Annotated in this window: 12 protein-coding genes and 1 pseudogene; 3 read left to right on the top strand and 10 right to left on the bottom strand. The window is 66.7% G+C overall.

The window, feature by feature from the left end:
• Positions 1-290, top strand: a 290-nt coding sequence (locus A9G05_RS10555) for a DUF2938 family protein (RefSeq protein ID WP_139131124.1), incomplete at its 5' end; no start/stop codon positions are given.
• A 9-nt stretch (positions 291-299) separates the two neighbouring features.
• Here the strand turns inward: A9G05_RS10555 and A9G05_RS28425 are convergent.
• From A9G05_RS28425 to A9G05_RS10540, 4 genes and pseudogenes are all read right to left on the bottom strand, one after another.
• Positions 300-380, bottom strand: a pseudogene (locus tag A9G05_RS28425) (hypothetical protein); the annotation flags it as partial.
• Between the two features lie 649 nt (positions 381-1,029).
• The gene (locus tag A9G05_RS10550) at positions 1,030-1,869 is read right to left on the bottom strand and encodes a bifunctional allantoicase/(S)-ureidoglycine aminohydrolase (RefSeq protein WP_256548348.1); all 840 of its coding nucleotides are present in this window, start codon (positions 1,867-1,869) and stop codon (positions 1,030-1,032) included.
• A 190-nt stretch (positions 1,870-2,059) separates the two neighbouring features.
• On the bottom strand, positions 2,060-2,944 hold the full coding sequence (locus A9G05_RS10545) for a LysR substrate-binding domain-containing protein (RefSeq protein WP_069560919.1): 885 nt from the start codon (positions 2,942-2,944) through the stop codon (positions 2,060-2,062).
• Between the two features lie 129 nt (positions 2,945-3,073).
• Positions 3,074-3,514: a DUF2846 domain-containing protein gene (locus A9G05_RS10540; protein ID WP_069560918.1), complete on the bottom strand. Its 441-nt coding sequence runs from the start codon at positions 3,512-3,514 to the stop codon at positions 3,074-3,076.
• Positions 3,515-3,726: 212 nt separating this feature from the next.
• On the opposite strand from A9G05_RS10540, the gene A9G05_RS10535 reads away from it, so the two are divergent.
• Both A9G05_RS10535 and A9G05_RS10530 read left to right on the top strand, forming a co-directional pair.
• A complete protein-coding gene (locus A9G05_RS10535; protein WP_083272537.1) occupies positions 3,727-4,320 on the top strand; it encodes an RDD family protein in 594 nt (197 codons plus the stop codon).
• Between the two features lie 121 nt (positions 4,321-4,441).
• On the top strand, positions 4,442-4,897 hold the full coding sequence (locus A9G05_RS10530; protein ID WP_069560917.1) for a hypothetical protein: 456 nt from the start codon (positions 4,442-4,444) through the stop codon (positions 4,895-4,897).
• Between the two features lie 13 nt (positions 4,898-4,910).
• Here the strand turns inward: A9G05_RS10530 and A9G05_RS10525 are convergent, their stop codons facing one another.
• The 6 genes from A9G05_RS10525 to A9G05_RS10500 form a co-directional block, all read right to left on the bottom strand.
• The gene (locus A9G05_RS10525) at positions 4,911-5,708 is read right to left on the bottom strand and encodes an ATP-grasp domain-containing protein (protein WP_256548347.1); all 798 of its coding nucleotides are present in this window, start codon (positions 5,706-5,708) and stop codon (positions 4,911-4,913) included.
• Positions 5,705-6,289, bottom strand: a complete 585-nt coding sequence (locus A9G05_RS10520) for a 2OG-Fe(II) oxygenase (protein WP_069560916.1) — start codon at positions 6,287-6,289, stop codon at positions 5,705-5,707. The genes A9G05_RS10525 and A9G05_RS10520 overlap by 4 nt, the downstream gene beginning before the upstream one ends.
• A gap of 129 nt (positions 6,290-6,418) precedes the next feature.
• Complete coding sequence (locus A9G05_RS10515) at positions 6,419-8,470, bottom strand: TonB-dependent receptor (RefSeq protein WP_069560915.1); 2,052 nt, start codon at positions 8,468-8,470, stop codon at positions 6,419-6,421.
• A 945-nt stretch (positions 8,471-9,415) separates the two neighbouring features.
• The gene (locus A9G05_RS10510; protein ID WP_069560914.1) at positions 9,416-11,116 is read right to left on the bottom strand and encodes a sulfate adenylyltransferase; all 1,701 of its coding nucleotides are present in this window, start codon (positions 11,114-11,116) and stop codon (positions 9,416-9,418) included.
• A gap of 325 nt (positions 11,117-11,441) precedes the next feature.
• Complete coding sequence (locus A9G05_RS10505; RefSeq protein ID WP_240920422.1) at positions 11,442-11,933, bottom strand: phage antirepressor; 492 nt, start codon at positions 11,931-11,933, stop codon at positions 11,442-11,444.
• 940 nt (positions 11,934-12,873) lie between these two features.
• On the bottom strand, positions 12,874-13,407 hold the full coding sequence (locus A9G05_RS10500) for a transposase (protein ID WP_069560912.1): 534 nt from the start codon (positions 13,405-13,407) through the stop codon (positions 12,874-12,876).
• Positions 13,408-13,664: the final 257 nt, after the last annotated feature.

Raw genomic sequence — 13,664 nt, 5'->3', positions numbered from 1 at the left:
CCTGCCACTACCTGATCGGCATCGGCTTCGCCGCGTTGCTGGTGGCGGTTGCCGGGCCTGCCTGGCTGTGCCGGCCAAGCCTGTGGCCGGCGCTGGTGTTCGGGCTGCTGAGCGTGGCGGCGCCCTTCCTGGTGATGCAGCCGGCCTTCGGGCTCGGCATCGCCGCCGCCCGCACCCCGGAGCCGCTCAAGGCGCGGCTGCGCAGCCTGCGCACGCACCTGGTGTTCGGCCTGGGCCTGTACCTGGCGGCCCTGGGCATGGCCTGGGGGTGGATGAACTGCGCGGGCTGAGCGGCCGGCTCACAGGGCGCTGACGATCTGCTCCCGCAGCCACTGGTGGGCCGGGTCGCGGTGCACGCGCTCGTGCCAGAGCATGGCCACCAGGTCGGTGCTTTCCAGCACCACTCGGGTGATTGTGACCGTAGCCCGGGCTTCACCCGGGGCCGGGGTCCATCGACGCATCCCTGGGCTGAAGCCCAGGCTACGGGGCCTTTGCGGCACCGCAGAAACGACGCCGGGAGATCAGCCCATCCGAGCCCTGTAGGAGCGAGCCCTGCTCGCGAAGCGCTGCCGCTCCGAGGTTCGGCAGCCACCGTAGCCCGGGCTTCAGCCCGGGGCCGGAGTCCACCGAGGCAATCCTGAGCTGAAGCCCAGGCTACGGGTTCTTTGCAACCCCGCAGAAACGACGCCGGGAGATCAGGCCATCCGAGCCCTGTAGGAGCGAGCCCTGCTCGCGAAGCGCTGCTGCTCCGAGTTTCGACAGCCACCGTAGCCCGGGCTTCAGCCCGGGGCCGGGGTCCATCGACGCATCCCTGGGCTGAAGCCCAGGCTACGGACCCTTTGCGGCACCGCAGAAACGACGACGGGAGCGCTGGGCTCCCGTCGTCTCCGAGGTTCAGCAGCAACCGTAGCCCGGGCTTCAGCCCGGGGCCGGGATCCACCGAGGCATCCCTGGGCTGAAGCCCAGGCTACGAAGCCTTTGCGGCACCGCAGAAACGACGACGGGAGCGCTGGGCTCCCGTCGTCTGGATCAATGGGCCTGGTTGAGGGTCAGGCGCATGTGGCGGTTCACATCCTTGTACAGCAGGTAGCGGAAGCGACCCGGGCCACCGGAGTAGCAGGCCTGCGGGCAGAAGGCGCGCAGCCACATGAAGTCGCCGGCTTCCACCTCGACCCAGTCCTGGTTCAGGCGGTACACCGCCTTGCCTTCCAGCACGTAGAGGCCGTGTTCCATCACATGGGTCTCGGCGAAGGGGATCACGCCGCCCGGCTCGAAGTTGACGATGTTCACGTGCATGTCGTGGCGCATGTCGCTGATGTCCACGAAGCGGGTGGTGCTCCAGCGGCCTTCGGTGTCCGGCATCACCTTCGGCTCGATGTCCTGCTCGTTGGTGACGAAGGCTTCCGGCAGCGGCACGCCGTCAACGCGCTGGTAGTGCTTGCGGATCCAGTGGAAGCGGGTGTGCTGGCCGGAGGTGTTGCGCACCTTGTAGTCGGCGCCCGGCGGAATGAACGCATAGCCGCCCGGCTGCATGCTGTGCACCTGGCCCTGCAGGGTCAGGGTCAGCTCGCCTTCGACGACGAACAGCACCGCCTCGGCGTTCGGGTCCAGTTCGGGCTTGTCGCTGCCGCCGTTGGGCGCCAGCTCGACGATGTACTGGGAGAAGGTCTCGGCGAAACCGGACAGCGGGCGGGCGATGACCCACATGCGCATGTCGTCCCAGAAGGGCAGGTGGCTGGTGACGATGTCACGCATCACCCCTTTGGGGATCACGGCGTAGGCTTCGGTGAACATCGCACGGTCGGTCAGCAGCTCGGTCTGGGCCGGGTGACCGCCGTGGGGGGCGAAATAGAAAGGCTTCTTGGACACGAAAAGTCTCCTGTGGGTATTCGGCGCCCCGCCAGTGGCCATGAGGCAGACGCTGGCGTCGCATGGGCGCAGCCGCAACCGGACGGGTCGCAGGTGCGCGGGGCGGAATCCACGATATCCAGCCGCCTTTGCATCCACAAATTAAATATCGGGATGGGTCGCATTCGGTTATCGAATGCGATGCGCGACCTCAGCGCTGGCGTTCCTCGTCCAGCAGGCGGCACAGGGATTCGGCCAGCGCCTTGATCACCGGCCCGGCACTGGGGCGGTGCAGCAGCGCCACTTCGAACAGGTCCAGTGGCTGCAGCCCCATCTTCTTCGGCAGCACCGCGTGGTCGGCCGTCACCGCCCGCGCCGGCAGCAGACCGACGCCCATGCCATCGGCGATGGCAGCCTGGATGCCGCTCAGGCTGGAGCTGGTGAAACTGATGCGCCAGCGCCGGCCGGCGGCTTCCAGGGCGCTGATCATCTCGTCGCGGTACAGCCCGCGCGGCGGGAAGGTGACGATGGGCAGCGGGTCCAGTTGGGCAGCCGGGGTGCGCGCGCTGTCCACCCAGCGGGTCTTCTCCGGCCAGCGGGCGATGGCGTCGCGGCTGTTGCGGCGCTGTTTGATCAGCACCAGGTCCAGCTCGCCACGGTCATAGCTGGCGGCCAGGTCGCGGCTCAACCCGCTGGTGACCTCCAGCTTGGCCTGGGGGAAGTGGTGGTTGAACACCGCCAGGTGGCGGGTGGTGCTGCCGGCGGCGAAGTCATCCGGCACGCCGATGCGCACCGTCAGCGACACCCGCGCCCCGGCCAGCGCCTCGTGCAGTTCATCGTTCAACGCCAGCATGCGCCGGGCATAGGCCAGCAGCGTCTCCCCGGCATCGGTGGGCAGCACATCGCGGTTACCGCGCTCCAGCAACCGATGCCCGGCCAGCTCTTCCAGCCGCCGGACCTTCTGACTCACCGTCGACTGCGTGGAGCTGAGACGCCCGGCGGCACTGGTGAAACTGCCGCAATCGGCCACCGCCACCAGCGCCCGCAGCAGGTCCAGCTCGAACAGACGGTTATTCGATCTGTCACTGTGGTCCATGGGGGTATTCGTCTTTCAAATGGGGATGAAGGCTTGTAGCAGCTTGGAGAAAGGCGGGCAACGACGAGGGGGCGGGGTGTGCGAGCAGGCTGTGGATGGAGTCGATTGCCGACCCCATCCACGGGGTTTTCAGCGGGCCAGCTTGGTGTCGGCCACGGCCTTCTTGCCTTCGGACTCGGAGACTTCGCTCAGGGTGGCGCCACCGGCGAACACACCGATCCGGATGGACTGGCGTACATAGTGGTTCTTGCCGGGCTGGGCATTCAGGTTGAGGGTGTTGTCACCGAACTCGGACTCGGTCGACAGCACGTGCGCACCCGGGGTGATCAGGCGGTAGAAATAGGTGTTGGGTGCGGTTTCCCCGATCACCTTGTCGTCGATCTTCACGGTCTTCTTCAGCGCAGCGCCCAGGGACGTGTCGCGGAAGATGTAGACCGCGGACTGGTCCTGCGGCGGGTTCGGGAAGGCCTTGAGGGCTGCGTCTTTTTCGGGGGATTCCATCGGTACCGAAGCGCAACCGGAGAGCAGCGCAACTGCCAGCGCCGCCGTGCACATCATGATCTTGGTCATGGATTACTCGTTCCTGAGTGAAGGTTCTTGCGGTGATCTCATTTCGCCGCCGCGATACTTTATCGAGGCCGATGGAGAGCGCAAGGGTGAGTGGTAATGGGTCGCGCATGGCAAGGTCGATTGCGGCGATATCCGGTCTTTTTGCGGTGATTGACGGCTGAAGTGGCGGCAACACAGAATCCGCCACCCTGTCGATCACAAGGAAGTCGGAAATGGATGCAACCGAAGCGCGCTTGCGGGAAACCTACAGCGGTAGACGGACGGAGGTCCTGGTCGATTTGCTTGAGCAGGGCGGGTTGACCGAGGTGGCCGAGCGGGTCATACGCGGCGTGCTTGCTGAGCGGGAATCGACCCCGGGCGAGTGTGCCGTGCCGCGACAAGCCCCAGCATCCAGCGCGGTTCGGCATGAACCGCTCGACCTGCAACTCGCCCCGCTCTGGGCGAGGCTGGTGGCATCGCAGCTCGACTTCTGGCTGGCCTTGCTGGTGCTGGCCGTGATCAGTACCGCCATCGAGTTCCTGACCGCTCACCACAGCGGCATCCAGGACACCGTCGGCAAGGCCGGCATGCTGCTGCTGTTCGGCTATCTGCTGGCCAAGGACGGGTTCAATGGACAGGGCATCGGCAAGCGCCTGCTGAAGATCCGCGTTGTCGACAGCGAGACCGGTGCGCCCTGCGAATTGCACAAATCCTGCCTGCGGGGGTTGGTTGGCCTGCTGGGCATTTTCGACGTGATCTTCATCTTCGGGCAGCGACGCCAGCGCCTTGGCGACCATGCTGCGAAGACCCTTGTGGTCAGGGCGTGATTACTGCCCCGTGCCTTTCAGGTTGTGCCGGAGGACGGCGCTTCCCTTTGCCAATTGCGTCGCCCGCAGGGCCATTGCATCGGGTTGCGTCGGCAGGGGGACCGCACCGGGGCCCAGACTCATGAGCACCCACCGTTTCACCCTGATCATGCCGGCCTCCGCCGACGCCACCTTCGAAACCTTCCATAACCACCGCGTGCGGTTGCAGTGGGACACCTTGCTGGCCGTCGCGCATATGGAGACAGGCGACAGCCACCCCTCCATCGGCGCGGTGTCCTTCAACCGGGGCAAGGGCTGGAAGCGCCTGCTGGCAATGCGTACCCGCTTCGTGAACTACCAGCCGGGCAAGGTTGCAGCCGCCATGCTGGTGGAGCCAACCGGGTTGTTCGAGTCGTGGGCGGCGTCGATGCGTCATCGCGATCTCGACGGTGGGCGCTCCGAGCTGATCTACAGCTTCAGCCTGAAGCTGCGCCCGCGCTGGCTAGGGTGGCTGCTTGATCCGCTGGCCAATCGGGTATTCGCCTGGGAAGCCCGAAAGCGTTTTGCCGCGCTGGCGATTTTCCTGGCGAATCGGTAGGGCCTGTTTCCGCTCAACCCCGCGCTGACTGCAACATCGCCACGAAGCGATCCGCCGGCCATTGCTTGCGGTCGGAAACCTGCCCGTCGCCCAGCTCGACCAGGCGCAGGGCGCCGGTTTCGGAGGCCACCAGGTCGACCGAGAAGAAGGGGCAGGGCACTCGCCGGGCGACTTCATGAACCAGTGCCGGGACCTCGTCGTTGCGCCCGAACGCGCGGCCGTCGAGGACGAAGTAACGCTCCTCCGTCTCCGTCTCCGGCTTCAGTGGCTCGAATTCCCTCAGGCACACGCCGCCTTCCAGGGCGCCCCGGTAGCGTTCGATGAGCGTGAGGATCTCGATCACTTCATTGGCGTTGCGGGCCACCGAGCCGCGTTGGGTGGTCAGCGATTTCACGTAGTCCTTGACGAAGCAGGCGGTCCAGCCGGTGTCGGCCAGTGCGGCGGCGAAGTCGGCCTCGCGGGGCAGCACCAGGGTGGCGGGGGTCAGGTCCCGGCAGTGCGGGTACCACTCGGGCAGGTGGTGGCAATGCCGATACTGCGCCGGGCCGGTCATTGCAATGGCGCCCTTGCTGGCGACGGCGTCGGTCAGGTAGCGGTAGGTGTCCGGCGTCAGCATCCAGCCGCGGTACAGAACGCGAGCGCCTTCACCCAGGGTGGGCGTCGGCTTGAAGCGTTGCAGCTCCAGCTCTTCGCAGGAGAACAGCGAACAGGCGAGGCCGGCCGCTGTGGCCGCTGCGAACTCCTCGGCGAACGTCTCGTCCGGGACGCGCGGGTTATCAGGTGCGCATGGGTAAAGCAGGTGCATGGTCATGCCCCTCCTGTCGGGGTAGCCCCGGCCTCTATCCGCCGGTACATCACATCGGTTCGCAGCACGTACTTCACCCCGGCCGCTATCGGCGAGCCCTGGTGCATCACACGGTGGGGGAAGACCAGGGCCATGCCGGCCTCGGGGCGGATGTCGGCTTCGTCACGCAGTTGGGTGGCACCGCCCTGGTAGTTGTCGTTGAGGTAGATGAGCAGGGTCAGCTGGCTGATCTCGCTGGGGCTGCGCTGGAAGGCGCCGTCCCGGTGCCATTTGAAGTACTGCTCCGGGGTGTAGCGGTAGAAGCGGAAGCGTTCGTTCAGGCCCACCAGTTGCCACTCGTTGTCCAGGCAGTCGGGCAGCCAGGGGCGGGCCCGTTCCAGCAGGCGCTGGGCCAGGGCCGGGTCGTCGAAGAGGATGCGGTCGTTGTTGCGGATGGCCTTGTTCATCGCCTGGCCGCCGTCGCGGGTCTGGATGGCGGCTTCTTCGTAGCCCAGGGCTTCGCTGGCGTGGATGTGGCCCTGGCATTCGTCGGGGCTGAGGAAGCCGTGGATGAGAAAGCGCATACCGCCCAGGTCGGTCTTTTCCATGATCCGGTCCGTGGTTTCGTGGGAAAGGCCGGATGCTACGGCCGCGCCGGGCGGGCTGTCGAGGAGCGTTTGCGCCCGGTGGGATGGGGTTCGCGGGCGTGGCAGGGTGGCTGCCACGCCCGCTCGGGGCTAAAGCTTCAGGTTCAGCGACAGGTAGGCGGTGCGCCCCGGTGCCGGGGAGAACATCGGCTGGTCAGCACCGCCCCAGAAGAAGTTGTCGTACCAGACGTATTCGTACTGACGGTCGGTGAGGTTCTTCACCTGCAGGTCCAGGCTGGTGGTGGGGCTCAGCCGGTAGTTCACGCTGGCGTCCAGCAGCGCGTAGCCGCCGTACCTGCCCTGCTGGTTCAGCTCGTCGATGTAGTAGTCGCCCTGGGCGCGGGCCTGCAGGCCGAAGCGCCAGTCGTCGTTGAGCCGGTAGTCCGCGCCCAGGTTGGAGATGTGGCGCGGGGTGGAGAACACCTCCTTGCCCGCCAGGGACTGGCCGCTGGCGGTGAAGGCGCTGACCACCTTGGCCTCCTGGATCGAGTGGGAGGCCCAGAGGCTCCAGTGCTCGTCGAGTTCGGCGGTCAGTTGCAGGTCGACGCCGCGCCGGCGGGTCTTGCCGAGGCCGACAGTGGTGCCGGTGCTGGGCATGTTGGCCACTTCGTCGGTGGCGTCCTGCTGCCACAGGGCGACGCGCGTTTCGGTGCCGTTGACCGGGTTGAAGCGCACGCCCACTTCCTTGCCGGTGTTGATGGAGGGCTTGAAGGTCTTCTGCCCAGCGGTGAGGTAGGCCGGCTCGCGGGAGCCGGTGAGGATCTGGAAGGTGCGGCCCCAGTTGGCGTAGACGTTCAGGTCCGGGGTGAGGCTGTAGACCACGCTCAGCTTGGGCTGGCGAATCCAGCCGTAGTCCTGCAGGTCGGCCTTGATGCCGCCGGGCAGTTCGGTTTCGCCGGAGAAGCGGTCCAGGCGGTACGCCGGGATGATCTTCAACTGCTCGGTGGGCTGGATCACCGCCTGCACGTAGGTGCCGAAGTTGTCCAGGGTGTAGGCGTCGTCGTTCTGGATGCGCGCCGGCGGGGCGTCGAAGTCCGTCGGCACGCTGTAGCTGTAGCGGTAACGACGGTACTCGTTGTCCTGGTGTTCGAGGTTGATGCCGCCGTCCAGGGTCAGCCAGTCGGTGCTGGCCCAGGTGAGGTTGCTCAGCAGGCCGGTCTGGCGCTCGTCCCACTGGCGGCGCTGGCGCGGTGCGTTGCCCACGGCGTAGGAGGTGAAGGTGACCTTGCGGTCGTCCTCGTAGCGATTGTGGTAGAGCGTGTTGCTCAGGCTCAGGTCGTCGCGCAGTTGCCAGTCCAGGTGCAGCGCCAGTTGCTTCATGTCGCGGTCGTCGCCGTCGTTGGCGTTCTTCGCGGCGGAGTCGGTGCGGCTGGCCTTGAGTTCCTGGCGGGTGAGGAAGCCCGGCTCGTCGGCCTCGTGGTGGTAGAGGCGGGTCACCAGGCCGACCTTGAGCAGGCCCTCGTCGTCGGTGAAGAACCACTTGGCGCCGAGGGAGTATTTGTCCGATTTGGCGTGGTCGCGGAAGCCGTCCGAGTCCTGCTTGGCGAAGAAGTAGTTCTGCGCGAAGTTGCCCGACTCGCGGCCCACGGCCACCTGCAGTTCGCGGGTGTTGAAGCTGCCGTAGGTCAGCCGGCCGTCGCTGTAGTTGCCGCCCTGGCGGGTGACGAAGTTGATGTTGCCGCCGATGTTGTGCAGGCCGTAGCGCGGGTCGTTGGTGCCGCGCACCACCTCGATGTAGTCGATGTCGAGGGGGAAGACCATGTCGATGAAGCGCTGGTTGCCGCTGTTGACGTTGCTCGGCACGCCGTCGATCAACGTCTTGATGCCGTTGATGTAGCCCTCGCCGTTGAAGGCGCGGAAGGTGGCCTTGCCCGATTCGGCGCCCTGGCGGGTCTCGGTCAGTTGGATGCCGGGCATCTGCCCCAGCAGCTCCCAACTGTTCATCACGTTCTTTTCCTCCACCTTGTCGGCGCCCAGCACGTCCACCGAGGTCAGCACGCTGCTGCCGGTCTGCAGGGGGCGCCCGGAGGTGGAGTCCACCCGGACTTCGCCGAGGGTGAGGGTGGATTCGCCAGTGGACGCCGCTTCGGCGCCACCTGCCAGGGCGGCCAGCATGGCCAGGGGGGCAAGCTCGTTCTTCATCGTGTGTCCTTGCAACCGGGTCGGGAGGGCGCCCCGGCAGGTGAGCGGGACGGCAGCCGGCCCGACGCGGGCGCAAGGCCGGTCGACAGGGCGGGGAGGGGCTGCACGGAACCGCTCATGTCTCCGTGCCGGGGTCAGGGGGTGCAGATGTTATACCGTAACGTTTTTTCGCGTCATCCCCGGCGCTTCGGCCCGTCGGGTGGAGCAGGCTTCATCGTTCCACCGCTGTGCCGCATCCGACGCCGGCCGGTGGATGGGAAGAGCGCCATCCACCCCACGGGCGGGTCCGTAGGATGCGGTGAGCTGTGCGAACCGCATCGACTCCCGGCGCTCGGGCAATCATGGGCTTCGCACAGCTCAGCCCATCCTACGTTTGCCGCCATGCCTCGATTCGAGGGTGGAGCGGGCTGTTGCCCCATGCAACGCCGGTGACCCCACGGGCAGGTCCGTAGGATGCGGTGAGCTGTGCGAACCGCATCGGCTCCGGCGCTCGGGCAATGATGGGCTTCGCACAGCTCAGCCCATCCTGTGTTCGCCGCCATGCCCCGATTCGAGTTCATCGGTTCACCGTGTTGCCCCATGCAACGCCGGTGACCCCACGGGCGGGTCCGTAGGATGCGGTGAGCTGTGCGAACCGCATCGACTCCGGCGCTCGGGCAATGATGGGCTTCGCACAGCTCAGCCCATCCTGCGTTTGCCGCCATGCCTCGATTCGAGTTCATCGGTTCACCGTGTTGCCCCATGCAACGCCGGTGACCCCACGGGCGGGCCCGTAGGATGCGGTGAGCTGTGCGAACCGCATCGCCCCCCGGCGCTCGGGCAATGATGGGCTTTGCACCGCTCAGCCCATCCTGCGTTTGCCGCCATGGCCCGATTCGATGCCGGTCGGTGGAGGGAAAGAAACACCCACGGCAGCCCATGCAGGCGCTGCCGTGGGGTGTGGGGTCAGGCGTCGTCGGCGCCGCGGTAGCGGGGGTAGGGCAGGCTGTTCCAGGCGCGGTTGGCGAGGCGGGTGGCGTCCATCGCCGTGGGGATGTCGTCGAGCAGCGTGCGGGCGGCGCTCAGTTCCCGCTGCACTTCCGCCTGGTCCTGATACATGAACTCGTCGGAGGCCTGCTCCGGCGCCTGCCTGAACTTCTCGTCCAGGTCATCCAGCAGGCGCCGCTGCTGCCGGTGCAGGGCGTCGCGCGCGTCGTCCACCCAGGCCGGTTGCAGGCTGCGGTTGTGGTCCAGCAGGGCGGTGTACTCGCGGTAGACGCCGTCGTAGACATCGCCGGTGTGGGTGCGCGCTTCGTGGCAGGCCAGTTCCAGGTCGCGCACGGTGAGGGCCTCCGCGTCCAGCGGCTGCTGGCGCGGTGCGCCGCCCAGGCGGGTGAAGCGGGTGTAGAAGGGGAACAGGCTCTGGATCACCTTGGCCACCGGCAGGGTGCCTTCGCCGTCGTCCCCCAGTCCCTTGGGCTGGATGCCCTGCATGGCCGCCAGGGCCGACTCCGGGCGCACCACCTCCTTGGGCGGCACCAGGCCGTGGCGCAGCATTTCGCGGATGCCGGTGCCGGAGATGTTCAGCCGGTAGCGCTCGTCGTGGGGGCAGGTTTCGGTCGTGGCGTGGCTGGCGCAGCGCACGCAGTAGAACACCTCGTGGAACAGGCGCACTTCGATGCCCAGCTCGTCCGGGGTGAACTGGTCGAAGATGCTGTGGCTGGCGTACTTGTCGTAATAGCTGCCGATCCCCGCGTGGTCGCGGCCGATCAGGGCGTGGGTGCAGCCGTAGTTCTTCATGATCAGGGCGTGCAGCACCGTCTCCCGAGGGCCGGCGAAGATGTAGGTGACCCGCAGCGGGGAGAGGATGGCGCGGTCCTTCGGGTAGTAGGTCTCCAGCACGTTGCGGTAGGCCTGCATGCGGTATTCGTGGCGCACGTATTCACGCTTGGCCATTTCCACCAGCGGTTGCAGCAGCAGGCCGTCGATGCCTTCCAGGGCGTTGCGGTGGATGTATTCGTGGCCCCGGTGCAGCGGGTTGGCGCCGGTGATGAAGCCGGCCACGGAGCGGAAGCCGCGCTCTTCGTAGAAGCGCTTCCAGGTGTCCCGGGGCTCCAGGCGAAGCGACTCGAAGGGGCCCCAGTCGACCCGTTGCAGCAACTGCAGCGTGCCGCCCAGGGCGACGTCGCCCATGCGCCGGTGGATGGCGTCCACCCCGGGGTGGTTGCGGTCGGTGGTGCCGAACAACTGGCGGGCGCGCTCTTCCTTGTCGTAATCGAAGATGTCCTCGATGGCGAGGATGGCCACCGGCTCGTTGCGCTCGTCGATCAGGGCTACTTCATCGCCCACCGCCAGGGCGGCGATCACCTCGCGGTTGCGCTCGCCCACCGGCGCGAAGCTCAGCGGCACCGGCCACACCACGCCGTTGGCCAGCCGGCCGCTGCCCAGTACCGACAGGTAGTCGGCCTGGTTCATGAAGCCCTTGTTGGGCGAGAGCACGCCGGTGGTGATCATCTCGATGGTGATCACCGCCTCCAGGTCGATGCGGATCGACGGCATGGCGCGTGCCCGCGCGATTTCTGCCCGTACCTGGTCGGCGGGCACCACCTGGTTGACCAGGGTTCCACCGTGGGGCTGCTGGGGGTAGCGATCGAAGGCGAGTTCCATGTTTCCTCCTGCTCGGCTCTGGCCCCGTTCGCTGGTCGCCTGAGCGGTGAACGGGTCGCACTGTGCCGTTTTGTTATGGGTAGGACATGGCCGGTCACTGCGGCCGTCCGGCCTGCCTGTGGGCGCACCGGACTGGCTGAACGGTAGGGGCCGGGGGCCGGGGCGGACAAGGACGTTGCCCTGTGGGGAAAGTCTGGAAGTTACCGGCGGAGCGTCTGCCGGGCGGGGTGGGTGTTGTGCGGGGGTGTGCAAGCGGGCGTTGGCCGTTTGCCGGGCGCACCCTGCGACGGCTCGGCTGCAGGGGCTTTGCGCGTTGCGCGGGGGCTCAGCCGATCACCCGTGCCGGTCGCTGCAGCAGGCGGTGGCATTCGCTGGCATCCAGCCAGGTGCGGCCCTGCCAGTGCAGCACCTCCAGCGGGCGTTCCTGCCAGTGCACCACGTCGCGGTAGGGGCGCAGGGCATCCGGGTGCTGGGCCTCGCGCAGGCGCGGGATCACCTCGCGGCTGATCCAGCGGCGGATGCCGCCGTTCTCCGGGTGGTAGTAGAAGATCAGCAGTGCGTAGACGCCGCAGTCGCTGACCAGCAGCTCGCGCTGGTACTCGCCCCTGCTGTCGCGCACCCAGGCAGGCTGCAGTTGGTCCGGGTCGAGGTTGCGGGGCGCGCGTTCGTCGAGCGGTACGCGGTTGATCAGCCGCGCCAGGTCGTTGAGGACGAACCAGGGCTCGTCGTCCAGCAGCAACGCACGGAGCTGGCGGCGGTGGCGGGTGAACAGGGTGGGGATGAGAATCTCGTCGTGGAGCTGGGGTGAGTCGGGCATGTCCATTACCTCTGCTAGGTCTTACAGCTTTCTCAGGGCTGTTGGCGTCGGGAGTTAAGAAACCCCACCTAGAGGGCCGGACGTATTTCCCTTTCGGGTCTTGTATTAGCCCACTCCCGACATACAGAGGTTTTGAGCGTGCGCGAGTGTGCCGCATGCACAAAAAAGCCGCTGAACTTTCGGGAGCGGTCAGGCCGCTAGGTGAGTAAGCGTTTCTTAGGCGCCGGGGACGGAGGCTATGGGCGCACCCGGAAGGTGGCAATGCAGTTGCTGCGTGGGAAACGGCTGATCGGGCGGGCGGAAGCGGGAGGGCGGAGGGCGGGTGGATCGCGCGATATCGATCCACCGTTGTGCCGTGCTCGATGCCGGTTGGTGGATGGGAAGAGCGCCATCCACCCTACGCCCCGAATGGCTTCTGGCGCTTGGCCGGTGGGCCGCGCTTCCCCGATCCATCATCACGCCTCACCCGACTCCTGGCGCTTGGCCCGTAGGGTGGATCGCGCTTTATCGATCCACCGTTGTTCCGCACTCGACGCCGCGTGGTGGATGGGAAGAGCGCCATCCACCCTACGCCCCGAATGGCTTCTGGCGCTTGGCCGGTGGGCCGGGCTTCCGCGATCCATCATCACGCCTCACCCGACTCCTGGCGCTTGGCCCGTAGGGTGGATCGCGCTTCATCGATCCACCGGTGTGCCGCGCTCGACTCGCCCGGTGCAGGCCTCACTCGCCCCACTGCGCTCCGTCGGTATCAACCCCGCTCCCGGCCCAATCCGCCGGGTAGATGCCATCCCGCACCGCTCGGTGAAAGCTCGAATACGGCCAATCCTGAACCTGTTGGACGTGCCCGTGTTTCATCGGGTTGATGTGGATGTAGCCCGTAGGGTGGATCGCGCTTCATCGATCCACCGGTGTGCCGCGCTCGACTCGCCCGGTGCAGGCCTCACTCGCCCCACTGCGCTCCGTCGGTATCAACCCCGTTCCCGGCCCAATCCGGCGGGTAGATGCCATCCCGCACCGCTCGGTGAAAGCTGGAATACGGCCAATCCCGAACCTGTTGGACGTGCCCGTGTTTCATCGGGTTGATGTGGATGTAGTCGAAGTGCCGTTGGTAATCGAGGTCGTCGCGGATCAGGTGTTCCCAATAGCGGCGTTGCCAGATGCCGCGCTCCTTTCGCGTCCGTTGCCGTTCGGTACGGGGTTCGGTATCGGGCAGGCGCTTGGAGAAGGCGAATTTGATGGCTTTCCAGCGTTCTGCAAAGGCGTGGTCGCCGGGTGGCAGCGTCCAGAGGCAGTGCATGTGTTCGGGGAGCACCACCCAGGCATCGATATGGAAGGGCAGGCGCGCCTTCACCAAGCCCACCGCCTGGCGCAGCAGGTGAATCTCGCGGACCAGCAGGTCGCTGCTCCGGTCACGCAGGTTGACGGTAAAGAAGTAGGTGCCACCCGGCATTCGTGCGCGGCGGTAATTGGACATGACCCCTCCTTGAGTCAGTGGCGGTGCGGGTGAACGGGAAGGTCGTTTCCACCTTCCCCGTCACCCGACGTTCAGGCTCCGGTAGGGTGGATCGCGCTTCATCGATCCACCGTTGTGCCGCATTCAACGCCGGTTGGTGGATGGAAAGAGCGCCATCCACCCTACGCCCCGAGTTGGCCGTGGTGCGGGCGGGAGGGTAGGTGAGCGAGAAGATCGTTTCCACCTTCCCCGGCACCCGACGTTCAGGCTCCGGTAGG

Source organism: Pseudomonas sp. ENNP23 (genome assembly GCF_001728945.1).
GTDB classification, from domain to species: domain Bacteria; phylum Pseudomonadota; class Gammaproteobacteria; order Pseudomonadales; family Pseudomonadaceae; genus Metapseudomonas; species Metapseudomonas otitidis.
Note: the sequence above shows the minus strand (reverse complement) of the source record. Positions and strands in the feature narration are given on the sequence as shown.

What these genes read in the sequence shown, in the direction of transcription:
- A9G05_RS10545 (WP_069560919.1), bottom strand. Translation starts at nt 2,944, where the DNA reads ATGGACCACAGTGACAGATCGAATAACCGTCTGTTCGAGCTGGACCTG.
- A9G05_RS10540 (WP_069560918.1), bottom strand. Translation starts at nt 3,514, where the DNA reads ATGACCAAGATCATGATGTGCACGGCGGCGCTGGCAGTTGCGCTGCTC.
- A9G05_RS10535 (WP_083272537.1), top strand. Translation starts at nt 3,727, where the DNA reads ATGGATGCAACCGAAGCGCGCTTGCGGGAAACCTACAGCGGTAGACGG.
- A9G05_RS10530 (WP_069560917.1), top strand. Translation starts at nt 4,442, where the DNA reads ATGAGCACCCACCGTTTCACCCTGATCATGCCGGCCTCCGCCGACGCC.
- A9G05_RS10525 (WP_256548347.1), bottom strand. Translation starts at nt 5,708, where the DNA reads ATGACCATGCACCTGCTTTACCCATGCGCACCTGATAACCCGCGCGTC.
- A9G05_RS10520 (WP_069560916.1), bottom strand. Translation starts at nt 6,289, where the DNA reads ATGGAAAAGACCGACCTGGGCGGTATGCGCTTTCTCATCCACGGCTTC.
- A9G05_RS10515 (WP_069560915.1), bottom strand. Translation starts at nt 8,470, where the DNA reads ATGAAGAACGAGCTTGCCCCCCTGGCCATGCTGGCCGCCCTGGCAGGT.
- A9G05_RS10510 (WP_069560914.1), bottom strand. Translation starts at nt 11,116, where the DNA reads ATGGAACTCGCCTTCGATCGCTACCCCCAGCAGCCCCACGGTGGAACC.
- A9G05_RS10505 (WP_240920422.1), bottom strand. Translation starts at nt 11,933, where the DNA reads ATGCCCGACTCACCCCAGCTCCACGACGAGATTCTCATCCCCACCCTG.
- A9G05_RS10500 (WP_069560912.1), bottom strand. Translation starts at nt 13,407, where the DNA reads ATGTCCAATTACCGCCGCGCACGAATGCCGGGTGGCACCTACTTCTTT.